Origin of the sequence: Streptomyces sp. 8N114 (assembly GCF_052245835.1) — a bacterium.
GTDB lineage: Bacteria > Actinomycetota > Actinomycetes > Streptomycetales > Streptomycetaceae > Streptomyces.
On the sequence record NZ_JBQQBT010000019.1, the window covers coordinates 60,499 to 84,438 of the forward strand.

Here is a 23,940-nt window from a genome sequence, read left to right on the forward strand (position 1 = left end):
GGATGCCTGCGGAGTTCGGGATGCTCCCGCTGATGTGCGGGCACCCGGGACGCTCTCGTAAATCTGTGGCTCCTCGGGAGTGAGAGGCATGAGGTGTTGTCTATCAAAGGACGGAAACAGACGTGTCAGCGGGTACGGGTTACGCGAGTATTCCCGCGGCTGAGTTCCGGTACTTCGTGACGGCGCCGTCCGACCGTTCCGGTTCAGAAGAGGCCGATCTGCTCTGTTGGCTCGCTCCGGATGCGCTTGAGGTGCTTCCAGCGGGTCAGGGCGTCCATATATGCCCAGGACAGCCGGTGGTGCGGGGTGGGACCGATCTTTTCCAAGGCCGCCTTGTGCACCGGTGATGGGTATCCCGCGTTGTCCTCGAATGCGAACTCGGCGTGGTCGGGGGCGAGTTCGGCCATAAGGGCATCGCGGCGCACCTTGGCGATGACGGAAGCAGCCGCGACGGCGACGCACGACTGATCGCCCTTGATGACGGTACGCACGCGCCAGGGCGCTCCGAGGTAGTCGTGCTTGCCGTCCAGGATCACGGCGTCGGGGCGCTGGGGCAGGCCGTCCAGGGCGCGGACGGCGGCGAATCGGAGGGCGGCGGTCATGCCGTGTTCGTCGATCTCCTCCGGGGTGGAGTGACCGAGAGAGTAGGCGGTGACCCAACTGGTCAGTTCTTCGGCGAGCTCGCTGCGGCGGGGTTCGGGGATGAGTTTGGAGTCGGTGAGGCCGGCAGGAGGACGACGCAGGCCCGTGATTGCGGCGCAGACCGTCACGGGTCCCGCCCAGGCTCCACGGCCGACCTCATCTACTCCGGCGACAATCTTGGCGCCGGTGGTGGCGCGGAGCGAACGCTCGACGCGATGGGTTGGAGACTCGTACGGCATGGCAATAACTAGCGTATCCGCTGCGGGGGCGGCGAGTTCAGGGGAGTCCACCGAAGAGAGCGAAAGAGTCCGGATAAGGCACCGGTGATCGCGGAAGGGGGTGAATTGGTAACGGAGAGTCCGCGAAATGGAGCGCACACTCCCGACTTCCGGCTGCGAGGTCCTCAGCGCATGGCATCGAGCAGCCAGCCGGGAAATCCCTCGGTGCGTTGGTGCCATTCCTCGGGCGGAGCCGAGGCGGGTCCCGCCGCGGCCACGATCCCGCCGACAATGGCGCAGGTGGTGTCCACGTCGCCGCCGGCGCTCGCAGTGGTCCAGAACGCCGCGCGGAAGTCGCCAAGATTCCGGGCAGCAGCCCAGAGCGTGAACGGCACCGTGTCCTGTGTGCTGGTGCGCCGACCGCAGCCGAGGACCGCGGCGACCGTGCCGACGTCGGCGTAGTCGAGCAGGTCGGCGGCACGGCGCAGCCCCGCCTGGACGGCGCTGCGCGGGACGAGTTCCTGGACGCGGGTCAGGAGCCTCTCGGGGGTAAGCGGCGCGGTCGGCGCCTGCGACTCGGTCAGCGGCGGCGCAGTCGGCCCGCCTCTGGCCTCGCCGGGGCCCCGGCCCGTGCCGCCGCCCGCGCTCCTGCCGCCGCCGTCCTCACCTGCGCCTTCGCCCGAGCCGCCGGCCGTACCGTCGTCCGCGCCCAGACCTGCGCCTGCCGCGGAGGCGGCGCCCACGTCCCCGCCCTCTTCCGCACGGTCGGGCGCCTCGGGGCGGCCCTGCTGCTCACCGGCAACGAGGGCTGCGGCTGCGGCGACCGCGCGCGTACCGGCGACGGCCTCGGGGTGCCGGTGGGTGACCTCGGCGGAGCGTTCGGCCTCCGCAGCCGCGCGCTCGGGGTCGCCGGCGAACCAGGCGCCGAGCGGGGCCACCCGCATGGCGCCGCCATTGCCCCAGGAGCCCTGCCCCTCGAAGAGGGAGGCGGCCAACTCGCGCCAGTCGCCGCCCTCCTGGCGGATGAGACGCAGCATTCGGTTCACCGCGGGGCCGTAGCCGCGGTCGAAGTCGTGGTGCTCGGAGAAGGAGGCGGCCAGTGCGTCCTGGTCGATATGACCGTGCGCCGCGAGAACGGCCACCACGGAGGCGGCCATTTCGGTGTCGTCGGTCCACTGCCAGTGGCCGGGCGGCAGCTCCCGGCGGCGCAGGCAGGAGAGATTGGCGGGAACGAAGAATTGGGAGCCCAGGGCATCGCCCACTGCCAGGCCGCGCAGGCTGGCGAGGGCACGGGATACCCGCTCACCGCGGGCAGGGTCGGAGTCGGGGTCGGGGGCAGGGAATCGAGCGCTCATGTCCCGACGATGTTAGCGGTGACTCCCGTAGGAGCGCGGGCTCCCATAGGGGCGAGGGGGCTGCCAGCGTTCGAAGGGCTGGTCGAGGTGGTAGCGGCCTTCGGGTCCGAGAAGGAGGGCGCGGGTCTCACCGTTGCGGGGGTTGGAGAGGCACTCGAACTCCTCCACCGTCCAATGGAACCAGCGCATGCAGAACAGCCGCATGGTGAGGCCGTGCGTGACCAGCAGTACGTTCGGCGGGTTGTCGGGCGCCTCGAAGCTGCGCCACAGGCTCTCCAGGAAGGCGCCGACACGGTCGTAGACGTCGGCGCCGGACTCGCCCTGGGCGAAGCGGTAGAAGAAGTGGCCGTATGCGTCGCGGTACTTCTTCTGCTGCCGCACGTCCTCCCGGTCCTGCCAGTTCCCCCAGTCCTGTTCGCGGAGCCTGGGTTCCTCACGGACCCGCATCTGGGCGGGGCCGATGCCGAGCGCGGCGAGGGTTTCGCGGGTGCGGCGGTAGGGCGATACGTAGGCGGAGACGCGCTCCTCGCCGAAGACCTCACGGAGCCGCTTGCCTGCCTCTTCAGCCTGGCGCAGCCCGCGCTCGGTCAGTGGCAGTGCGTGATCAGGCACGCGCTCGTAGATGCTGTCGTCGGCGTTTCCCTCCGACTCTCCGTGGCGGAGCAGGACGATACGGCGAGGACGTGCCATGAGCCCCACCCTAGGTCAGACGGTCCAGGACGGCTCCAGATCGATCACGTCTCCGGTGACGTGGGCGAGGTCGGCCCCGGTCTGGGCTCGCAGCGCCAGCCGCTCCACACGCTCCACCCGATACTTTCCGTATTCGGCGGTGGAGTCCCACATCGAGAGGACCAGGAACTCGTCCTCCGTGTTCGCCTGGGCGAAGACGCCGCGCAGCATTCCCGGGGAGCCTGCCATGGCCGGGTTCCACACCTTCTCCTGCATCAGCGTGTAGTGCTCGATCCGGTCGGGTCGCACCCGGCAGTGGGCCACGCGCAGCAGATCCGCGTCCGTGAAGACGGGACGGAAGCCGGTCTTCACATCGAAGCGGTATTCGAAGAGCCTGACCTGCATGTCCTTGTATGTACCGAGCTGGGCGGCGTGCAGCCGGTCGTGGGAACGCGCCATGAAGGAGTCGTAGAAGGCCCGGCTCTCCCAGAAGCCGAAGAGGTGGACGACTCCTTCCCGGGACCGACTCCACCCGCCGCCCTGCCCACGGAAACCGGGCTCGCCGAGCAGACCGGCCCATTTCCGCTGTGCCCGTGCGAACCCCGGGCGGTCGACGACGGTGCAGCGCATCCACTTGACCAGCACCGCGCTATCGTACGGCCATCCCAGCGACCCCAACCCCGGACGAGAGCACCCTGCATCTCGTACTGATGTGCCCCACTTCCGGTCTGCCTCCGCCCACCACGTCCGGTGTACCTCGCCTCACCACTTTCTGATGCGCCTATCTCGTCATGGGGCAGAGGTCGACTCTCGTCATGGGGCAGAGGTCGACGGCGACGGCTGCGCGGAGGTCAGGTCGCCACGGCGGTATGCGGCGGTTGCCCCTGACGCAGGGTCAACCTCTCAGCATGATTGGCATGACTACGAGAACCCATGCGATCGAGGTCGCCGGACTGCGCAAGTCGTACGGCGGCCACGAGGGGGCCGCTGGAGTCGACCTGACCGTCCCCGCAGGCATCGTCTACGCCCTGCTCGGGCCCAACGGGCCGGCAAGACCACCACCGTCCGGATCCTGTCCACGTTGCTCCCCGCGGACGCGGACCCGGACGCGGACGCCAGTGAGGCCCGGGTCGCCGGGTACGACGTACGCCGCGAGGGGGACCAAGTGCGTGCGTCGATCGGAGTGGCAGGACAGTTCTCCGCCGTGGCCTGGGGGAGATCGTGCGGGAGCCGGTGGCCGACGGGGTCACGGTCTTCCTGACCACCCAGTACCTCGAGCAGGCCGACCAGCTCGCCGACCGGATCGGTCGGCTACCCCTGGGCGCGACGGCTCTACCGGACCCGCGCCGCGAACTAGGAGACTGACCAGATGCTGACCATCGGCGAACTGGCGTCGTACGCCGGAGTGACAGTGCGCGCGGTGCGGCACTATCACGCCAAGGGCCTGCTGCCGGAGCCGGAGCGGGACCACTCCGGCTATCGGAGGTACGGTGCCGGCGCCGTGGTGGAGCTGATCAAGATCCGGACCCTCGCCGAGGCCGGCGTCCCGCTGGCGCGCGTACGGGAGCTGCTCCGGGCCGACGAGGAGGAGTTCGCCGCGGCGGTCGCAGACATCGACAAGCAGCTGCGGGCGGAGATCCGGGAGCGGCAGCGGCACCGCGAGCGGATCGCTCGCCTCGCCTCCGGGGACAACCTGGCGCTGCCTCCGGAGGTGGTCGATTTCCTCGACCGACTGCGGGCGCTCGGGGTCGACGAGCGGATCGTCCAGGTCGAACGCGACGGCTGGATTCCGCTGGCCGCACACTCACCCGAGCGAGTCCAGGAGTGGGTGGCCCGCAAGCGGGAGCAGATTGCCGACCCGCAGCTCATCGACTTCTATCTCACCCTGGGCCAGGCTCTCGACCGGACCGACGACGACCCGCGGCTGGTCGAGCTGGCCACCAAGTTGGCCGCCTACATCTCGCAGATGGCCGACGAGCAGGGCGAGGACTATGTCGACGACGCCGACATCGAGCCACCGTTCGTCAAGTTGATGGACACCCTGGCCTTCGACACCGCGCCGCCGGCCCGTCGCCTGATCGAGCTGCTGAAGCAGCGAGGCTGGGCCGGCTGGACCAAGCTCGAGCGCGTGGACCCGACTCGCGGTGCGGCCGGAGCACGGCAGGAGGACACCAGTTGCCGCTCCGAGCCGCGAGGCAGCTGATCCGGCCCCGCTTGACGAGTTCGCCCCATCGGACGGCGGTGCGCAGCAGAGAGGGAGCCGACCAGTGTCGGCTCCCTCCCATATGCGGATCAACGACCTCCGCAACGCATGCTCAACGATGCATCGGACGCTTTTCCGCCTGCTATCAGCTGCAACCGCTGGTCGAGCCGCAGCCCTCGCACAGGTAGCAGCTGCCCGCGCGGCGCATCTTGGTGCCGCAGGAGAAGCACAGGGGGGCATCGGCGTTGAGGCCGAGCTGCATCTCCATCAGTTCCGTGGAGTTGTGGGCCTCCCTCGGTGCGGGCGTCGCGGCCTCGGGCTCGGCAGCCGTCCGCTGCGCGTCCTTGGCGTCCTTGGCCTCCTCCACGGGGGCCGTCGACTGCTCGGCCTTGGGGGCCGACTGCGCCAGGGCGTCGGCGTCGAACTCCTCCTCCGTCGCCTCGTAGGAGCCCGTCTCCAGGTGGCGCTGGCGCTCGGCCGCCGAGTGGATACCGAGTGCCGAACGGGTCTCGAAGGGGAGGAAGTCCAGCGCCAGGCGGCGGAAGATGTAGTCGACGATCGACTGTGCCATCCGCACATCGGTGTCGTCCGTCATCCCGGCCGGCTCGAAGCGCATGTTGGTGAACTTCGAGACGTAGGTCTCCAGCGGAACGCCGTACTGGAGGCCGACCGAGACCGCGATGGAGAAGGCGTCCATCATGCCCGCAAGGGTGGAGCCCTGCTTGGACATCTTGAGGAAGACCTCGCCCAGGCCGTCGTCCGGGTAGGAGTTGGCCGTCATGTAGCCCTCGGCGCCGCCCACCGTGAAGGAAGTGGTGATGCCGGGACGGCCCTTGGGCAGCCGACGGCGGACCGGCCGGTACTCGACGACCTTCTCCGGCTCGGGCGCCTCCGCCTTCTTCTCCTCCTTGGCCTTGGCCGAAAGCGGCTGGCCGACCTTGCTGTTCTCGACGTAGACGGCCAGCGCCTTGGTGCCGAGCTTCCAGCCCTGGAGGTAGATCTCCTCGACGTCCTCGACGGTGCTGCTCGCCGGCATGTTGACCGTCTTGGAAATGGCGCCGGACAGGAACGGCTGGGCTGCCGCCATCATCCGAACGTGGCCCATCGGGGAGATGGAGCGCTCGCCCATGGCGCAGTCGAAGACCTCGTAGTGCTCGGGCTTGAGACCGGGTGCGTTCATGACGTTGCCGTGCTCGGCGATGTGCTCGACGACCGCCTCGATCTGCTCGGGCTGGTAGCCGAGGCGCTTGAGGGCCTTGGGGACCGTGTTGTTCACGATCTGCATGGAGCCGCCGCCGACGAGCTTCTTGAACTTGACCAGGGCCAGGTCGGGCTCGACGCCGGTGGTGTCGCAGTCCATCATCAGGCCGATGGTGCCGGTCGGTGCCAGCACCGATGCCTGCGCATTGCGGAAACCGTTCTTCTTACCGATCCGCTGCACGTCCTGCCACGCCTCGGTGGCCGCCGCCCACACCGGGGTGTCGAGGTCGTCCATCCGGGTGGCGGCGTCGTTGGCGTCGCTGTGCTGCTTCATGACGCGGCGGTGCGCCTCGGCGTTGCGGGCGTACCCCTCGTAGGGGCCCACCACGGCGGCAAGCTCGGCCGAACGCTTGTAGGAGGTGCCGGTCATCAGGGAGGTGATCGCACCGGCGAGAGCGCGGCCGCCGTCGCTGTCGTAGGCGTGGCCGGTGGCCATCAGCAGGGCGCCGAGGTTGGCGTAGCCGATGCCCAGCTGGCGGAAGGCGCGGGTGGTCTCGCCGATCTTCTCGGTCGGGAAGTCGGCGAAGCAGATGGAGATGTCCATCGCCGTGATGACCAGCTCGGTCACCTTCGCGAAGCGCTCCGCGTCGAAGGACTGGTTGCCCTTGTCGTCGTCACGCAGGAACTTCATCAGGTTGAGCGACGCCAGGTTGCACGAGGAGTTGTCCAAGTGCATGTACTCACTGCACGGGTTGGAGGCGGTGATGCGGCCCGTCTCCGGTGAGGTGTGCCAGTGGTTGATGGTGTCGTCGTACTGGATGCCGGGGTCGGCGCAGACGTGGGCGGCCTCGGCCATCTTGCGGAAGAGCTTCCTGGCGTCCACCTCCTCGACGACCTCACCGGTCATCCGGGCACGCAGCGGGAACTTCGAGCCGGACTCGACGGCCTTCATGAACTCGTCGTTGACGCGGACCGAGTTGTTGGCGTTCTGGTACTGGACGGAGGCGATGTCCTCGCCGCCCAGGTCCATGTCGAAGCCCGCGTCGCGCAGGGCACGGATCTTCTCCTCTTCCTTCACCTTGGTGTCGATGAAGGCTTCGACGTCGGGGTGGTCGACGTCGAGGACGACCATCTTCGCGGCCCGGCGGGTCGCACCGCCCGACTTGATCGTGCCGGCGGAGGCGTCGGCACCGCGCATGAAGGAGACGGGGCCCGAGGCGTTGCCGCCCGAGGAGAGGAGTTCCTTGGAGGAGCGGATGCGGGAGAGGTTCAGACCGGCTCCGGAGCCGCCCTTGAAGATCATGCCCTCTTCCTTGTACCAGTCGAGGATCGACTCCATGGAGTCGTCGACGGACAGGATGAAGCACGCGCTGACCTGCTGGGGCTGCTTGGTTCCGACGTTGAACCACACAGGGGAGTTGAAGGCGAAGATCTGGTGCAGCACGGCGTAGGCGAGCTCGTGCTCGAAGATCTCGGCGTCCTCGGGGGAGGCGAAGTACCCGTGCTTCTCGCCGGCCGCCCGGTAGGTCTTCACCACCCGGTCGATCAGCTGCTTGAGGCTGTTCTCCCGCTGCGGAGTCCCCACGGCACCGCGGAAATACTTGCTCGTGACGATATTGACCGCATTCACCGACCAGAAGTCGGGGAATTCGACGCCACGCTGCTCGAAGTTGATCGAGCCGTCGCGCCAGTTGGTCATGACGACGTCGCGGCGCTCCCAGTTCACCTCGTCGTAGGGGTGCACTCCGGGGGTCGTGTGGATGCGCTCGATGCGCAGTCCGTTGTTCGCCTTGCTGCCCTTTGCGCGGGAGCCGCGTGCCGGGCCGCTCGTCGTCTCTGTCATTCCGCCTCCCTGTGTGGGGCATAACGCCCCAACATGCCCCGGTTCTTCCCCGAGAACTGTGCCTGTCTGGTGACCCGGACACGGTGCGTGTCCAGGCCAGGTCTCTGTGTACGCCGAGGCCGTGCCCCGGCCTGTGGGCCCCGCACCGCGGGGCCGGCCGCCGTCAGTCGGCGGCAGTGGCCGCGGGGGCGCCGCCGGCCCCGCCGGTCTGTCCGCCCGAGGGGTCCTCCGCCCGGACTCCGGCACCGCCGAGGGGTGTGGGCAACCCCGGCGACGCCTGCGCCTCTCCCCCGGCCATCCGGCCCTTCCCGGTCCGGACTGCCCCCTCGCGGGCAGCGGTCTCCTCCTGGCCCCCGGCGGTTTCGCCGCCCTGCGCTCCGGGGCCGGAGTCACGCGGATGTGCTTCACGCAGTTCGGCTATGGCCGCCTCGAAGTCCTCCAGGGACTCGAACGCCTTGTAGACGGAGGCGAACCGCAAGTAGGCGACCAGATCGAGGTCCTGGAGCGGGCCGAGTATGGCCAGTCCGACGTCGTGCGTGGACAACTCCGCGCTCCCGGTGGCCCGGACAGCTTCCTCGACCCGCTGTCCGAGCTGAGCGAGGGCATCCTCGGTGACGGGGCGCCCCTGGCACGCCTTGCGGACTCCGGCAATCACCTTGTCCCGGCTGAAGGGCTCGGTGACGCCGCTCCGCTTGATCACTGTGAGTGATGCGTTTTCCACGGTCGTGAAGCGGCGGGAGCAGTGCGGACACTGGCGCCGCCGCCTGATGGCCGCTCCGTCGTCGGCTGTACGGCTGTCGACCACGCGGCTGTCAGGGTGCCGGCAGAAGGGGCAATGCATCGTTTCCACCCTCCCAGGGCCCACAGGGCCCTCACCGTGCATGACAGATCACGCCGCGGCACCCCCGTCACAGGGGCCCCTCGACGGGCCACCAGCATAGGCGAAGTCCCCCCGGCGTGAGCACCCAGGGACACAACTTCTGGTGGCGCGCGCTCATCAAACCACTAGATCTGGTAGCCGATGGTCAAGACGGCCACCACGCGTGTCGCCCCCTGGCGCGGCCCACGAGCCTACGCGAAGCGGGGCGGCGGGCAGCCGCCGGGGCACGCCTGCCAGACTGTGTGGGACGGCGGCGGCGCGCCGCGGGCAGTGCGGCGGCGGAACGGCGACGGCGCGGCGGTGACCCGAAGTGGCGACGCAGCGGGATAGAAGTTCGACGACATAAGTAATTACGGACAGCAACGGGCGGCAACGGGAAACAGGACGCGGAAACACCGTGGCGGCAGCACCGAACCGCGCGGGGAAGCGAACAGCGAACGACGGACGCGATGTTTGCGTGGCGCATCCGAGACACATGACAGAGGCACACGACATACGCGGCGTCCACACATTCCGAAAGGACCCGCCACGCCCCGCGAGACAGACGGCGCGGCCCATACACCCATCGAGCTGCAGAAGTCAGGCGAACTCCGGATTTTCACTCGAACGTGTGTTTGGCGCAACCTTTCGAAACCAACTACCGTTGTCCAGCTAGGGAGAACTTCTCGAGAGGGGCCGACGACGTGACCACGACCGCAGACAGCGCCACCATCACCTCCCAGAACCGCACAGCTCCGGCAGCGGCTCAGCCGATTGACGAAATTCAGCCCGTGAATGACGCCATGAACGCAGAGATTCAGGAAGGCCAACAAGCGAAGCGATCGCTTCCCGGCCGACCTCCAGGCATCCGCGCCGACAGCTCGGGGCTCACCGACCGGCAGCGCCGGGTGATCGAGGTGATCCGCGATTCGGTCCAGCGGCGCGGCTACCCACCGTCCATGCGGGAGATCGGCCAGGCGGTCGGGCTCTCCAGCACCTCCTCGGTGGCGCACCAGCTGATGGCCCTCGAGCGCAAGGGCTTCCTCCGCCGTGATCCCCACCGTCCCCGCGCCTACGAGGTGCGCGGCTCGGACGCCCCGAGCAGCGCACAGGCCGCCGCCGACACCACGGGCAAGCCGTCGGCCTCCTACGTTCCGCTGGTCGGACGTATCGCGGCGGGCGGCCCCATTCTCGCCGAGGAGTCGGTCGAGGACGTCTTCCCGCTGCCGCGCCAACTGGTCGGCGACGGCGAACTGTTCGTCCTCAAGGTCATCGGCGACTCGATGATCGAGGCCGCGATCTGTGACGGCGACTGGGTCACCGTGCGCCGCCAGCCCGTCGCCGAGAACGGCGACATCGTGGCCGCGATGCTGGACGGCGAGGCCACCGTGAAGCGCTTCAAGCGCGAGGACGGGCATGTATGGCTGCTGCCGCACAACTCCTCGTACCAGCCGATCCCGGGCGACGACGCGACCATCCTCGGCAAGGTCGTCGCCGTGCTGCGCCGGGTCTGACCCCTCGCCGCCTCTCTATACGGCGTACGACATACGGCGTACGACGAACAGCCGCGTACGACAGACAGCTGGGCGGCCCCCTCGCGGGTCGAAGGCTTACGGGCCGCTGGTTCCCTCCGCACCGGAACCGGCGGCCCGCCGTCGTACGGAGACGGCCGTCGTCGCCGTCGACTCTGGCGCACGCCGGGGCTGCTACGCCCGCTTGGCCGCCTCGTCGATGGCGGCGAGGGAGCGGCGGACCTGGTTGCGGTCCGTCGTGTACCAGAAGTCCGGCATCGAGGCCCGCAGGAAGCTGCCGTACCGGGCCCGCTCCAGGCGCGGGTCCAGGACCGCGACCACGCCGCGGTCCCCCGTCGCCCGTACGAGCCGGCCCGCGCCCTGCGCCATCAGCAGCGCCGCGTGAGTGGCCGCCACCGCCATGAAGCCGTTGCCGCCGGCCTCCTCGACCGCCTTCTGCCGGGCGCTCATCAGCGGATCGTCGGGCCGCGGGAACGGCACCCTGTCCATCACCACCAGCTGACAGTTGGCGCCCGGCACGTCCACGCCCTGCCACAGGGAGAGCGTGCCGAACAGACAGGTCTCCGCGTCGTCCGCGAACCGCCGGATGAGCTCTCCCAGCGTCTCCTCGCCCTGCAGCAGGATCGGCAGACCCAGCCTGCCGCGCAGTTCCTCGGCGGCGGCCCGCGCGCCGCGCATGGAGGAGAAGAGCCCCAGCGTCCGGCCGCCGGCCGCCTCCACCAGTTCCGCGAGCTCATCCAGCATGTCGTTGCGCTGGGCGTCCCGGCCCGGGGGCGTCAGATGCTTGGCGACGTAGAGAATGCCCTGCTTGCGGTAGTCGAACGGGGAGCCGACGTCAAGCCCCTTCCAGGGCGGCGTCTCGGCCTCTTCGCCGTCGGTGTCGCTGCCGATCCCCTCCGGGGCGAGACCGAGTGAGGCGCCGACCCCGTTGAAGTCCCCGCCCAGTTTGAGGGTGGCGGAGGTGAGAACGACGGAGCGGTCGGCGAAGAGCTTCTCGCGCAGCAGGCCGGACACCGACAGCGGTGCCACCCGCAGCGAGGCTCCGTAGCGCTCGTGCCGCTCGTACCAGATGACGTCGAAGTCGGAGTGCTCCAGGATGCGTTCGGCGACATCGTGGACGTTCTCGATCGAGGCTTTGGCCTGCTTGCGGACCGCGTCCTCGTCCTGGACGGACTTGTCCCGGGTGTTGCCCAGCGCGCTCAGGCAGGTGCGCCCGGCGTCGCGCAGCGCCATCAGCGCGTACTCCAGGTCCTCCGGAACGGTCTCCAGCCGGCCCGGCAGGGCGAGCTCCATCAACCGTTCGAAGGTTTCGGAGGCGGTCTGGAGCTGGTCGGCTGCTTTTTCGTCCACCAACTTGGCGACACGGCGCACCGCGCGGTTGACGCTGCCGGGGGTGAGCTCGCCCGTGGCGACGCCGGTGACGCGGGAGACGAGCTCGTGTGCCTCGTCGACGATGAGCACCTCGTGGCTGGGGAGCACGGGGGCGCCCTCGATGGCGTCGATGGCCAGCAGCGCATGATTGGTGACGATCACCTCGGCGAGCTTGGCGCGCTCCCGGGCAGCCTCCGCGAAGCACTCGGCACCGTACGCGCACTTGCTGGCGCCCAGGCACTCCCGGGAGGAGACGGAGACCTGGCCCCAGGCACGGTCGGAGACGCCCGGCTTCAGATCATCGCGGTCGCCCGTCTCCGTCTCGTCCGACCAGTCGCGCAGCCGCAGCAGGTCCGTGCCGAGCTTGGATGTGGGGGCGGCGCTCTCGAAGGGGTCGAAGAGCCCGCTCTCCTCTTCCTGCGGGACCCCTTCGTGCAGCCGGTGCAGGCACAGGTAGTTCGACCGGCCCTTGAGCATGGCGAACTCGGGGCGGCGGCGCAGCAGCGGATGCAGTGCCTCGACGGTGCGCGGCAGGTCGCGCTCGACGAGCTGGCGCTGGAGTGCGAGCGTGGCGGTCGCGACCACCACTCGCTCACCGTGAGCCAGCGCGGGAACCAGATAGGCGAGCGACTTTCCGGTGCCGGTGCCCGCCTGTACGAGGAGGTGGCGGCCGGTCTCGACAGCCTCGGCGACGGCCTCGGCCATGGCAGCCTGACCTGGGCGTTCCGTGCCGCCAACGGCGGTGACGGCGGCCTGGAGGAGTTCGGTGACGGCGGGCTTGCTCATAGACCCGACACCTTACGCGGCACCACTGACACCCCGCCCCGCTGCTTCCCACCGCGAACGGTTGCTTCCAGCCATCACCGGATCGGTACGGACGGGTGCGCTCTGTGCGCACGCGCGCACTCTCGGTCCGCCTTCGGTGGTACGGAGCCGCCCTCCGCGTGACGGTTGCCGTCCTCAGTACAGCGGATTGCGCACCGTTCCATGGACCGCGGCGTGCGGGCGCTCGGTTCTGTCGCGGTAGCCGTCGGCGTGCAGCCGGTTGCGGTTGAGGCAGAGCCGCTCGATGCGCGGGGTCAGCAGGTCGAAGGTCTCGAAGCGGGGCTTCAGTCCGGGGAAGCGCTCGTGGTAGCGATCGATCTCCGCCCGTACGAGTGCCCAGAAATCGTCCTCACTGACGCCGAGTTGCGCCTCGCACAGCGGGGCCAGGTAGCGGAAGACGCCGACGAAGAGCGCGGAGTGGATGAACTGGGTGAGGAACATGGGCGGTTCGCTGAGCAGCACACCTCGTACGTCCTCCGGCATGGAATCGAGCTCGGGAACCGGCTCTGCGCTGACGTTGACGTCGTCCACGAAGTCCTTGATCGCCAGCCGGACCGGTACGTCGTGCCCGTCGAAGACGACGATGGCGTTCTCCCCGTGCGGTGAGAAGACCGTGCCGTAGCGGTAGAGAAAGTGCAGCAGCGGCGGGAGCAGCGACCCGAACAGGTGCTTGAGCCAGACCCGGGGCTCCAGCCGGGAGCGCGCCACCAGTTCGGCGGTGAGGGAGTTGCCGTGCACATCCGTGTGGATCAAGGAGGCGAGCGTGCGGGCCCGCTCGTCCGGACCGAGCAGCGGGATGAGGGGTTCGCGCCAGATACAGCCGAGCAGTTCGCGGTACTGGTAGGGCGCATCGGCCAGCGGCTCGTACACCGGGTGCGTGACGGCCACCGAGGCGACCTCGCCCAGCAGGATCACCCGGCACTCCTCGGACAGGAACGCGTCCTGCTCGCACAGTCGCTGCACCCAGCCGGTGACCGACGGCGCTGCGAGCGTACGGTCGGTCGGCAGACCCCGCCACACCAGCGTGTTGAGGATGGCGAGCGGCAGCTTGACGGCATGCCGGTCGGGCCTGCTGATGTTCAAGAACGTACGGATGGACTGTTGCGGCAGCCGCAGATCGCCGTCGCTGGGCAGCGGAAGGATCTCCTGCGCGGCCAGCTGCGCGGCGAACAGCGGCACGACCGTCTCGTCCCACTGCCAGGGGTGCACGGGCATGCAGAGGTAGTCGCCGGGGGACACTCCGCACGACCGCAGCCTCTGGTGGAAGGCGGCGACTGTCTCCTCGCTCAGCTCGCGCGCGTACAGCCGCTCCGCGTCGGCCAGCCGGGACACCCCGTGGTAGCTCGCCAGACGCCGGTGGACGGCGAGCCACGGCAGCGGCCGTGCCGTGCGGATCTCGGGTGCCCAGTGTGCGGCGTCGGCGCCGGAGAAACCGAGCCGCCCCTTGTTGGCGACCAGCCAGGGGTGTCCGACCATATGTCCCTCCAGCTCGGCGTAGCCCAGCGAGGCGAGGTCGGCGACGGGCAGTTCGGAGGCCAGCAGTTGGGTGTCGGCAGTGAGCGTGGCGGTCAGCTCGCGGATGTAGTGGCCGGCTGTCTCGCCGCTCAGTCCGAGCAGCGTGCGGGCACGGGCGACGAAGCCCAGCGGGTCCAGTCCGGGCTCCAGCGAGGCGTCGTCGACGCTCCAGTGACCGTAGGCCCCCCGGCGGGCCCGGAAGCGGACGGTGAGGCCGTCGTCCACGGGGAGGACGTAGCACCCGGGTGCGGCACCGGGCGCGGGCTGGGGCTGAAGGATCTCCTCGTAGGAGAACTCCGCGATCATCTTGGCGAGCAGCCGCCGGGACGCGCGGCTCCAGGGGTCGGACCCTCTCTCGAGGCCCGCGGGGACGGCTAGCGGCGCTACGTCATGGGAGGAGGAGGACGAGGTTCGGGACACGGGAGTTGCTCCTTGTGGGAGGCGTGGATTCAAGTGGCGGTGGCCGCGGAGCACACGGGCCGCGGCCACCGGGTCAGAGCGCGTGGCGCAGCTCGCGGTCCCGCACCATCAGGGCCGCGCGCTTGCCGGGGAGCTGGATCTCGGCGCTGAGCCGGAAGCCCGCACCGAGGAAGGCGGCGACGGAGGGGACGTTGCGCACGTCCGGTTCCGCCAGCACGCGCGTACACCGGGGGCGCTGGTCCAGAACGAGGTCGGCGACCGTACGCAGCAGCAGCGAGCCGAGCCCTCTTCCGCGGTGCGCAGCTGCACCGATGAGCAGATGCAGACCGGTGTCGTGCGGCCGGGTACGGCAGTGCCGCGCGAGCGGGTCGAGGTCGGCACGGTAGAGCTCCCAGTAGCTCATCGGCGCGCCGTCCAGCACACCGAGGCACGGAATGCTGCGTCCGTCGCCCTCCAGCTGGGGGCGCAGATGGGCCTCGGTGACCCGTTCGGGACCGGCCAGTTCCCAGAAGGCCGCGACCACCGGGTCGTTCATCCATGCGGAGATCAGCGGCAGGTCGCGGGCGAGGTGTACGGGCACCAGCTGGAACCGGCCCGCGTCGGTCACCACGGCGGGCCAGTCGGCGGGGGTGTCGGGCGCGTCGGCGTGCTCCCTGCCGACGTTGACGCAGGGTGCGGAGAAGGCGTGGGACCGGGGCTCTCGCCGGGACGGCGGCTCGGGTCGTTCCCGCGGCAGTCCGAGGTTGAGAGTGTCCTCCCCGGCGGCGGTGCCGCGGTGGGCTGTGAGGGGGTCGTCGCTGCTGGTGCTGGAGCCGGGCTCCGCCGGGTCCGCGCCGGGGGTATCGGCCGGCGGTGCGGAGCCCGGCTGGGGGTGCGGCATGACGACGTCTCCTCTCTGCGAGGGGCCGAGGGCCAGGAGGTCAGGGGATGAGCGGGTTGTCGAGGGTGACGTAGACGGACTGGGTGTCGACCGGGCCGACGAGTTCGTCCATGCCGTGCAGCCGGGTGAGGAGGTTCGCCTTGCAGCGCAGCGTCGGGGAGTCGAGCAGCAGCGCGGGCAGCGGCGAGGCGGGCTCCTCGCGTGCGGCGCCCTGCAGGAAGCGCCGGAACGCCGCGAGCAGCAGCCGCTCGTCGGTCAGCCGCTGGGAGCCGAAGGCTCCGATGAGGCCCAGGACGTTGTTGATGCCCAGGTAGTAGGCGAACCGCTCGTCAGTGACGTCGTCGGCGACGAAGGTGTCGCTCGCCAGGCCGACCTGCACCCCGGGCAGCCGACGGCTGAGCGCGTCCCGGTAGGAGGCACGGAAGTAGTACCCCTGGTTGTCCCTGTAGCGCCCGCCCTGGGGCCAGCCGTGTGCGTCCAGCAGTACGACTGTGTTCTGCTGGTGTGCCTCCAGGGCGATGCCCCCGTGCGCGTCCAGCCAGAGAATGGGTCGTACGACGGCGTCCAGATAGCGCAGGAACCACTCGGCAGCCACCGCCCCCAACTGCCGCCGGGAGCGCTGCGCGAGCGCATGGATCACACGTCCGAGTCGGGAACGCAGCGCGACGGGCGGGCCGTGCGACCCAGGGTCGGGTGCGGACAGGACAGACGTGGTGCGGAGAGGTGCGCCGGGGGCGGGCGCGAGAGGGACGGGCGCTGTCAGTCCGGCGAGGCAGACGGCGTCCTCCCCCGCGCCGAAAGGGTTGTGCCGGATGACGGTGTCGAAGCCGGGCAGCCGTCCCTCACCGGGCACGTCGACGCCGAGCCAGGCCGGGTCCCGCACGATGTCGAAGCCCGGGTGGGCCGCCCGCCAGGCGCGGCCCAGATCTCCGCGGAGCAGCCGGTGCACCTCCACGCCGCGCAGCAGTTCCTTGCGGAGGTTCTCGCGGCGGGAGTTGGTGATACGCAGCCCGACGGACAGCTTGAGCATCGCCACGCTGTCCGGCCGGAAGACAGTACGCACCGAGGAAGTCGGGCTCCAGCGCTCCCCCGTCTGCCCCAGATCGTGCAGCAGCCCCGCGTCCAGCAGTGTGCGGACGGCGGGGCTGTGCCGTACCTCCCGGGCCTGCCAGGGGTGCAGGGGCAGGGGTACGTACTCTTCGGGGATCCGTCCGGCCAGTGCCTGCCCGCTCAGGCGCAGCGCGAGTTGGGTGGCGGAGACGGGCTTGCCGCGATCTGTCCATGCGGAGTCCCCCGCCAGCGCCGAGCGGTGGACGGCCATCCAGTGCAACGGGAAGCTGCCGCGCAGTTCGGGCGAGTAGGCGCTTTCCTCCGCGTCGGAGAGCCCCTCGCGGCTCTTGGGGGTGGGGTGCAGGGGATGGCCGAAGACCAGCGCCTGCTCGCCGTCGAGGAACGGGCTGGTGGCGGGAGGGGGCTCCGGGTAGTTGCGGCGGTCGCCCAGGAACCGGGCGGTGCGCTGTACGGAGTCGGCGACGCGGCCCACGAGCGCGGTGTTCTCGGCGGCGCTGGCGCCCTCGTAGGCATCGGTGCCGGCTCCGTTACCGGCGGGACCGGACCTGGTCCCCGCGGTGCTCCGGGCGGTGTGTGCGGCCTCGCGGCCGATCAGGGCCGCGACCGCGACGGCTTGCAGCGGTGCGGCGGACTCGGGCGCTCCCTCGAGCGAAGGCGGATCGAAGCGGTGCCAGCCGACGGGTGACCAGTGCCGTACCGGAACCAGCAGCGCGCTCCCGCTGACGGGCAGCGGGATACGCAGCACGCCGTTCCGAGGACGGGCCGGAGCCGTCTCGCGCACCCAGCACCGGAGCAGGTTCTCCAGCGCTGCGGCGTCGGCGGCTGCGCGCGGGTCCGGGTGCTCCAGCGGATCGCGGTGCTGCGCCACTTCAGGGTGCTGCGGTACTTCGAGGTGCTGGTGTACTTCGAGGTGCTGCGGCGATTGGCGGTGCTGCGGCAATTCGCCGTGCTGCGGCGATTCGGGGTGCTCCGGCGGCTCGGGGGGCTGTGTGGCGATACGCCGCTCCTGTTGCGGCACCGTCGGTTCGATCAGGTCAGCGGGCCTCCGACGGACCGGGTCCTTTGGCTCGTCGGCTCCGGAGCGCGCGTTCACTGAGGTCTCCTTGGCTGGTGTCGACTGGGCGCGCTGGGCAGCGAGCCACTGTCCCCCGTACGAACCAACGAGGTGAACGGCCCGGGATCACGGGCTCGTTGAAGTTCCCTCTCCGGCTGGGGCGGAATACGGAGCAATCCGGGGGCGCGCTGCGAGCGCATGTGCGCTGGGGGAACCGCGGACCCTGGTGTGCCCGTCCCGAACACCACCGGGCATAGTGGGGGCCGCCCCGCCCCGGCGAGGTGCATGACAAGTCAAGAGGCACGAGATCCATTCAGGGGGAGTTCAGCGATGCCATCGATAGCCAGGTCCGCGCGGCGCCGTCCGGCGCTGGCCGCGGCCGCGGTCGCCGCCGTGCTGGCGGTCACCGCTACGGCCTGCGGCCCGGAGGAGAAGAAGGCGGACGACAAGCCCAGCAAGGCTGCCTCCCAGGAGAAGAAGCCGAGCCGGGACCTGAAGAAGGACCTGGGGCTCCCTGACGACCTCCCGAAGGATCTGCCGACCTCTCTGGACGACCTGGACGCCTGGAAGAAGGGCGCCTGGAAGAACTGGGACCGGGACAAGTGGGTGAAGGAAGCCAAGCACTTCTTCAACCCGATCATCCGCGACCTGTGGAACCCGGACCGGATGAAGGACGCGGACGGCAACGACCGTAAGGTCGACGACTCGGACATCGACGACAAGCCCAGCGGCGGCAACGACGGCTCCGGCGAGGACGAGGGCGTCACCGATCCGACGCCGAAGGAAGTCAAGGCCGCCGCGGTCAAGGCGCCGTACACCCAGGACGACCTGCCCGTCGGCAAGGTCTTCATGGACACCCCGAAGGGTGCCATGGTCTGCTCCGGCTCCGTCCTGAAGGATCCGCGCCACCCGGGTAAGTCCAACCTGGTCGCCACCGCGGGGCACTGTGTGCACGGCGGCGCGGGCAAGGGCTGGTACCGCAACGTGGTCTTCGTCCCGGACTACAACCCCAAGGGGATGTCGAACCAGCAGCTGGCGAACGCCTCCAAGAGCGACGTCGCCCCTGACGGCATCTGGTGGGCCAAGCACGCCCGTACCACCAAGCACTGGATCCAGAACGGCGCCGAGCGCGGCGGCAAGGGTGCACAGCAGGACTTCGCGGTGCTCCAGGTGCAGCCCGAGGACAAGAGCAGCGGCCCCTCGCTGGAGGAGAAGGCCGGCGGCGCCGTCAAGCCCGCCTTCAGCACTCCCCGGGTCAAGTCGCTCAAGAGCCTCAGCGCCGTTGGCTACCCGGCGGCACCGCCCTTCGACGGCGCCCGGATGTACCGCTGCGCCGACAAGCCGAGCCGTCTCACGATCGACCCGGAGCAGCCCACCATGTACCGCATCGGCTGCACCATGACGGCCGGTTCGTCCGGCGGCCCCTGGCTCGACGCCTCGGGCACCCGGCTGCTCTCGGTGACCTCCATCGGCCCCATCACCGCCGACTGGCTGGCCGGCGCCCGCCTCGGCAAGGAGGCCAAGGCCGTCTTCGACGCGGTCAGCAAGGAGGGCTGAGTGCCGATGCGGCCAGAACACCCTGCGCACGACGAGCGCTTTTCGTACGACTCCTCAAAGGGACCCAGAACCATGTCACGTATACGCAACGCCGGACGTGGGCGTCCGGTCCTGGTCACGGCGGCCCTGGCCGCCACCCTCGCCCTCACCGCCACCGCCTGCACGGGCGACGATGACGGCAAGAAGAAGACGGACGCCAAGCCCGCCGCCTCCGAAGGCGCCCAGGACTCCGGTGGCGGCAAGGACCAGATCGGCATCCCCGACAAGCTGCCGAAGGACCTTCCCACCTCCCTCCAGGACCTCGACAAGTGGAAGCAGGGCGCCTGGAAGAACTGGGACAAGGACCAGTGGGTGCGTGAGGCCAAGGACTTCGTCAACCCCTACATCAAGGGCCACTGGGACCTGGGGCGGATGAAGAAGGCCCAGGACAACGAGAAGAAGGTCCCGAAAAACGTCAAGAGCACCTCGGGTGCCGCCAACCCCGCGGAGCCGCGCCCGGTCAAGGCGGACGCCGTGAAGACGCCGTACACGCGGAACGCGGCTCCCGCCGGCAAGATCTTCATGGACACTCCCGAAGGCCCGATGGTCTGCTCCGGCACGGTCATCAAGGACCCGCGCCACCCGGGCAAGTCCAACCTGGTCGCGACCGCGGGCCACTGCGTCCACTCCGGCAAGAGCGGCGGCTGGCTGCGCAACATCACCTTCATCCCGGCCTTCAACGACAAGGGCCGCTCCATGCCGGCGGTCAACAGCTCCCCGCCCCAGGAGGTCGCCCCGTACGGCGAGTGGTGGGTGAAGTGGGCCCAGACCACCAACTACTGGATCCAGAAGGGCGCCAAGTCCGGGGGCGGCGGCTCCCAGCAGGACTTCGCGGTGGTGCGCGTCGAGCCGGTGAACAAGTCCGGCAAGTCGCTGGAGGAGACCGTCGGCAACGCCATCAAGGTCAACTTCCATGCGCCCTCGTCGTCCAGGATCCGCGGCGTCAGCAACTACGGCTACCCGGCGGCACCGCCCTTCGACGGCGCCCGGATGTACTCCTGCACCGACCGTCCCGGCGCGCTGACGATCGACCCGTCGCAGCCCGCGCTGTACCGCATCGGCTGCACCATGACGGGCGGTTCCTCCGGTGGCGCCTGGCTGATCAAGGGCGCGGGCGGCAAGCCCGAGCTGATCTCCGTCAACTCGATCGGCCCGCACCCGGCCACCTGGCTCGCGGGGCCGCAGCTGGGCCCGACGGCCAAGCAGGTCTTCAACGCCGCCAGCCGCAAGGGCTGACCCGCTGACCGGCACACCGCACCAGCACTGAACGAAGGCCCGCCCCCTCCCGGAAGCCGGGAGGGGGCGGGCCTTCTTCTATGCAATTTTCGGCTGCTATGCGGTTTTCGGCTGCCCTTGCGGCGCCGCCCCGGCTACGGCCGGGCGGCCAGCGGCTGGAATGCGCGCAGCTCCGCGGCGAGCTCCTCGTGCACCCGGGCCTTGAGCAGCGTGCCCTGCTCGAGATGCTCCTCGGAGAGCACCTCGCCCTGGTTGTGCACCCGGGAAACGAGCTTGCCCTCGGTGTAGGGCAGCAGCACCTCCAGCTCGACGGAGGGGCGGGGCAGCTCGTTGTCGATCAGCTCGCGCAGTTGGTCGACGCCCTGCCCGGTGCGGGCGGAGACGACCAGTGCGTGCTTCTCGGCCCGCAGCAGCCGTTGCAGGACGAGCGGGTCGGCCGCGTCCGCCTTGTTGACCACGACGATCTCGGGCACGTCGGCTGCACCCACATCGCGGACGACCTCGCGCACGGCGGCGAGCTGCTCCTCCGGCGCGGGGTGCGCCCCGTCCACCACATGCAGGATCAGGTCGGCGTCACCGACCTCCTCCATGGTGGAGCGGAACGCCTCCACCAGGTGGTGCGGAAGGTGCCGGACGAAACCGACCGTGTCGGCCAGCGTGTAGCCCCTGCCGCTGGGGGTCTCGGCCTTGCGCACGGTCGGGTCCAGGGTGGCGAACAGTGCGTTCTCCACCAGCACGCCCGCCCCTGTGAGCCGGTTGAGCAGCGAGGACTTGCCCGCGTTGGTGTAGCCCGCTATGGCAACCGAGGGCACCTTGTTGCGCTTGCGGTCCTGCCGCTGCACCTCGCGGCCGGTCTTCATCTCCGCGATCTCCCGGCGCATCTTCGCCATCTTCTCGCGGATCCGCCGCCGGTCCGTCTCGATCTTGGTCTCACCAGGACCACGCGTGGCCATGCCGCCGCCGGCCGAACCCGAGCCACCGCCACCCATCTGCCGGGAGAGCGACTGGCCCCAGCCTCGCAGCCTGGGGAGCATGTAGTTCATCTGTGCCAGCGCCACCTGCGCCTTGCCCTCTCGGGACTTGGCGTGCTGGGCGAAGATGTCGAGGATCAGGGCCGTACGGTCGACCACCTTGACCTTGACGACGTCCTCAAGGTGGATGAGCTGGCCAGGAGTCAGCTCACCGTCGCACACGACGGTGTCGGCGCCGGTCTCCAGGACGATGTCCCGCAGCTCGGCGGCCTTGCCGGAGCCGATGTACGTCGCAGCGTCAGGCTTGTCCCGGCGCTGGATGACGCCGTCGAGCACCACCGCTCCAGCCGTCTCGGCGAGGGCTGCCAGCTCCGCGAGGGAGTTCTCGGCGTCGTTCGCCGTACCGGAGGTCCAGACGCCGACCAGCACGACACGCTCCAGGCGCAGCTGCCGGTACTCAACCTCTGTGACGTCCTCCAGCTCGGTGGAGAGACCGGCCACTCGCCGCAGCGCCGCCCGGTCGGAGCGGTCGAGCTGATCACCGTCACGGTTCTCGTCGAACGTGTGACTAAGAGCGACGTCCTCTTCCATCAGGGCGTCGGCTCGGCGGTTCGTCTTGGCGATGCGCTGGCCGTTCTGTGGAAGGGAAGAGGAGTGGGTCAAGTGGATCCTTAAGGTCGAGGGAAGCTTACGTACCGCACAACGCCCCGGCGGCGGGGAAGATTCCCCGGGCGCCGGGCCCGGTCCTGGGCGGACCGCTCCCGCGCCGCGCCGCGCGGCCACAAGGATGGTCGCACGGCGCAGCGACGTCGTCACCCGTATTTGCCGCCCTTCCCGGGGCGCTCCCGGGGCTGCGGCGTCAGGACTACGGACGGCGGCTCTTTTCGACCGTCCTCGCGGAACTCGCGCCCGTTTTCCCTGGCGGGCTCTTGGCCGGCTTCTTCTGGGTCCAGTCCGGGTGCCCAGGCATGGGCGGGGTGGTCCTCCCGTAGAGCCATTTCTTCAGGAAGGCGCTCTGATCCTTGCCGGAGATCTCACTGGCCAGAGCGATGAAGTCGGCGGTGCTGGCGCTGGAGTCGCGGTACTTGCGCGGCCAGGCGCGCTGCAGCCGGGCGAACGCCTCCTTGCCGATCCGCTCGCGCAGTGCGTAGAGAACGACGGCGGAACCGTTGTAGACGATCGGGCTGAACAGCTCGATCTTCCCGCCCTTCCGGGTGGGTAGGAGGGCTGCGGGAGGCCCGTAACGCTTGCGCCAGGCGTCGGACTGCTCGTACGAGGCGCGCGCCCTCGCGTCGACCGAAAAACCGCCCCGCTCAGCGCCGTACGCCCACTCGTACCAGCTCGCGTGGCCCTCGTTCAGCCACAGATCGGTCCAGCGGCGCGGGGAGACGCTGTCGCCGAACCACTGGTGCGCCAACTCGTGCACCATCAGTGACTCTCTGTACCAGTCCGGGTACTTACGGGAGGACAGCAGTTCGCTCTCGAAGAGCGAGAGGGTCTGTGTCTCCAGTTCGAAGCCGGTGGCCGCCTCGGCGGCCAGCAGCCCGTAGTTCTCGAACGGATACTCCCCCGCATGCCGCTCCATCCAGGCGATCTGCCGGGACGTCTCGTTCAGCGCGGGCTCCAGCGCCTCGCGCTGCTTGACGGGTACGACGTGGCGCAACGGCAGCCCGTGCGGGCCTGTCGAGCGCACGACAGTGGAGCGGCCGATCGACACCTGGGCCAGCTCGGTGGCCATAGGGTGGCCCATCCGGTACGTCCAGACGGTGTCCTTCCCCGCGCGGGACCGTCCGGCCGGCAGTCCGCCCGCCACGGCGGTCAGCCCGCGCGGCGCCCGAACCCGGAAGGTGAACATGGCCTTGTCCGCGGGGTGGTCGTTGCCGGGGAACACACGGTGCGCGGCGTCGGCCTGGTTGGCCATCGCCAGACCGTCCTTGGTACGCACCCAGCCGCCGTTCTTGATGGTGGGGTCGCTGGTGTGACGGACCTCGATGTGCAGCCAGGAACCCCGCCGCAACTGTGTCCGCGGAGTGACCACCAGATCCTCGCCCGCGCGGGCGTGCCCGGCGGGCTGCCCGTTGACCTCGACCGAGCGGACATCGCCGCCTGCGAAGTCCAGGTTGAACCGGTCCATGGGCCCGGCGGTGACCCGCGCGTCGATGACGGTCCGGGCAGTGAGCGGCTTGCCGTTGTCACCGCTGTAGTCGAAGGAGATGTCGTACGCACGGACGTCGTAGCCGGGGTTGCCGAGATGAGGGAAGAGGTGGTCGCCGATACCGGCCGCCTGGGGTGCGGGGAGCGCGGCGCCGACCAGGGCGAGGGCCGTGGCGGTGACCGTACCGGCGACCGCACCGCGCCGTCCGGCGGGTGAGCGGGGGGAGACTGTGCGTGCTGCGGGGGCTGTGAGGGCCATGGGTCATCGCTACCAGCGGCCGCAGCCGGTGGTGGCTCCGCCCGGGCTCGTCCACCCGAATGGGGAC

Annotated in this window: 16 protein-coding genes and 1 pseudogene; 5 read left to right on the top strand and 12 right to left on the bottom strand. The window is 69.8% G+C overall.

All coding sequences use genetic code 11. From position 1 onward, the window contains the following. Positions 1 to 203: 203 nt before the first annotated feature. The 4 genes from ACTWQF_RS28465 to ACTWQF_RS28480 all read right to left on the bottom strand — a co-directional run bounded on the left by ACTWQF_RS28465 (position 204) and on the right by ACTWQF_RS28480 (position 3,529). On the bottom strand, positions 204 to 881 hold the full coding sequence (locus ACTWQF_RS28465; RefSeq protein ID WP_443282619.1) for a ribonuclease HII: 678 nt from the start codon (positions 879 to 881) through the stop codon (positions 204 to 206). Positions 882 to 1,045: 164 nt separating this feature from the next. Beyond that, entirely contained in the window at positions 1,046 to 2,215 is a 1,170-nt protein-coding gene (locus tag ACTWQF_RS28470) for an ADP-ribosylglycohydrolase family protein (RefSeq protein WP_443282568.1), read from the bottom strand. A 12-nt stretch (positions 2,216 to 2,227) separates the two neighbouring features. Continuing rightward, complete coding sequence (locus ACTWQF_RS28475; protein ID WP_443282569.1) at positions 2,228 to 2,905, bottom strand: histidine phosphatase family protein; 678 nt, start codon at positions 2,903 to 2,905, stop codon at positions 2,228 to 2,230. Between the two features lie 15 nt (positions 2,906 to 2,920). After that, complete coding sequence (locus tag ACTWQF_RS28480) at positions 2,921 to 3,529, bottom strand: YdbC family protein (RefSeq protein WP_443282570.1); 609 nt, start codon at positions 3,527 to 3,529, stop codon at positions 2,921 to 2,923. Between the two features lie 272 nt (positions 3,530 to 3,801). On the opposite strand from ACTWQF_RS28480, the pseudogene ACTWQF_RS28485 reads away from it, so the two are divergent. Both ACTWQF_RS28485 and ACTWQF_RS28490 read left to right on the top strand, forming a co-directional pair. Next, a pseudogene (locus tag ACTWQF_RS28485) lies at positions 3,802 to 4,207 on the top strand (ATP-binding cassette domain-containing protein); the annotation flags it as partial. Positions 4,208 to 4,253: 46 nt separating this feature from the next. Beyond that, entirely contained in the window at positions 4,254 to 5,087 is an 834-nt protein-coding gene (locus ACTWQF_RS28490; protein ID WP_443282571.1) for a MerR family transcriptional regulator, read from the top strand. A 145-nt stretch (positions 5,088 to 5,232) separates the two neighbouring features. On the opposite strand, the gene ACTWQF_RS28495 is transcribed toward ACTWQF_RS28490, so the two are convergent. Both ACTWQF_RS28495 and nrdR read right to left on the bottom strand, forming a co-directional pair. Further along, positions 5,233 to 8,130 carry a vitamin B12-dependent ribonucleotide reductase gene (locus ACTWQF_RS28495; protein WP_443282572.1) on the bottom strand — a complete coding sequence of 966 codons (2,898 nt, stop codon included), beginning with the start codon at positions 8,128 to 8,130 and terminating at the stop codon, positions 5,233 to 5,235. Between the two features lie 163 nt (positions 8,131 to 8,293). After that, positions 8,294 to 8,971: a transcriptional regulator NrdR gene (gene nrdR, locus ACTWQF_RS28500; RefSeq protein ID WP_443282573.1), complete on the bottom strand. Its 678-nt coding sequence runs from the start codon at positions 8,969 to 8,971 to the stop codon at positions 8,294 to 8,296. 722 nt (positions 8,972 to 9,693) lie between these two features. On the opposite strand from nrdR, the gene lexA reads away from it, so the two are divergent. Further along, complete coding sequence (gene lexA / locus ACTWQF_RS28505; RefSeq protein ID WP_443245318.1) at positions 9,694 to 10,503, top strand: transcriptional repressor LexA; 810 nt, start codon at positions 9,694 to 9,696, stop codon at positions 10,501 to 10,503. Positions 10,504 to 10,695: 192 nt separating this feature from the next. Here the strand turns inward: lexA and ACTWQF_RS28510 are convergent, their stop codons facing one another. The 4 genes from ACTWQF_RS28510 to ACTWQF_RS28525 all read right to left on the bottom strand — a co-directional run bounded on the left by ACTWQF_RS28510 (position 10,696) and on the right by ACTWQF_RS28525 (position 17,696). Continuing rightward, positions 10,696 to 12,678, bottom strand: a complete 1,983-nt coding sequence (locus ACTWQF_RS28510; RefSeq protein WP_443282574.1) for an ATP-dependent DNA helicase — start codon at positions 12,676 to 12,678, stop codon at positions 10,696 to 10,698. A 174-nt stretch (positions 12,679 to 12,852) separates the two neighbouring features. Beyond that, entirely contained in the window at positions 12,853 to 14,652 is a 1,800-nt protein-coding gene (locus tag ACTWQF_RS28515) for an IucA/IucC family protein (protein WP_443282575.1), read from the bottom strand. Positions 14,653 to 14,725: 73 nt separating this feature from the next. Beyond that, positions 14,726 to 15,532, bottom strand: coding sequence for a GNAT family N-acetyltransferase (locus tag ACTWQF_RS28520; RefSeq protein ID WP_443282576.1), 807 nt, complete (start codon positions 15,530 to 15,532; stop codon positions 14,726 to 14,728). A gap of 40 nt (positions 15,533 to 15,572) precedes the next feature. Beyond that, positions 15,573 to 17,696: an IucA/IucC family protein gene (locus ACTWQF_RS28525; RefSeq protein ID WP_443282577.1), complete on the bottom strand. Its 2,124-nt coding sequence runs from the start codon at positions 17,694 to 17,696 to the stop codon at positions 15,573 to 15,575. 291 nt (positions 17,697 to 17,987) lie between these two features. Between ACTWQF_RS28525 and ACTWQF_RS28530 the strand changes: the two genes are divergently transcribed. Both ACTWQF_RS28530 and ACTWQF_RS28535 read left to right on the top strand, forming a co-directional pair. Further along, positions 17,988 to 19,214 (top strand): trypsin-like serine peptidase, encoded by a 1,227-nt coding sequence (locus ACTWQF_RS28530; RefSeq protein ID WP_443282578.1) that lies wholly within the window; start codon positions 17,988 to 17,990, stop codon positions 19,212 to 19,214. Between the two features lie 72 nt (positions 19,215 to 19,286). Further along, a complete protein-coding gene (locus tag ACTWQF_RS28535) occupies positions 19,287 to 20,489 on the top strand; it encodes a trypsin-like serine peptidase (RefSeq protein WP_443282579.1) in 1,203 nt (400 codons plus the stop codon). 134 nt (positions 20,490 to 20,623) lie between these two features. Here the strand turns inward: ACTWQF_RS28535 and hflX are convergent, their stop codons facing one another. Further along, the gene (gene hflX / locus ACTWQF_RS28540; RefSeq protein WP_443245311.1) at positions 20,624 to 22,123 is read right to left on the bottom strand and encodes a GTPase HflX; all 1,500 of its coding nucleotides are present in this window, start codon (positions 22,121 to 22,123) and stop codon (positions 20,624 to 20,626) included. A 202-nt stretch (positions 22,124 to 22,325) separates the two neighbouring features. Next, on the bottom strand, positions 22,326 to 23,873 hold the full coding sequence (locus ACTWQF_RS28545) for a M1 family metallopeptidase (RefSeq protein WP_443282580.1): 1,548 nt from the start codon (positions 23,871 to 23,873) through the stop codon (positions 22,326 to 22,328). Positions 23,874 to 23,940 lie beyond the last annotated feature (67 nt).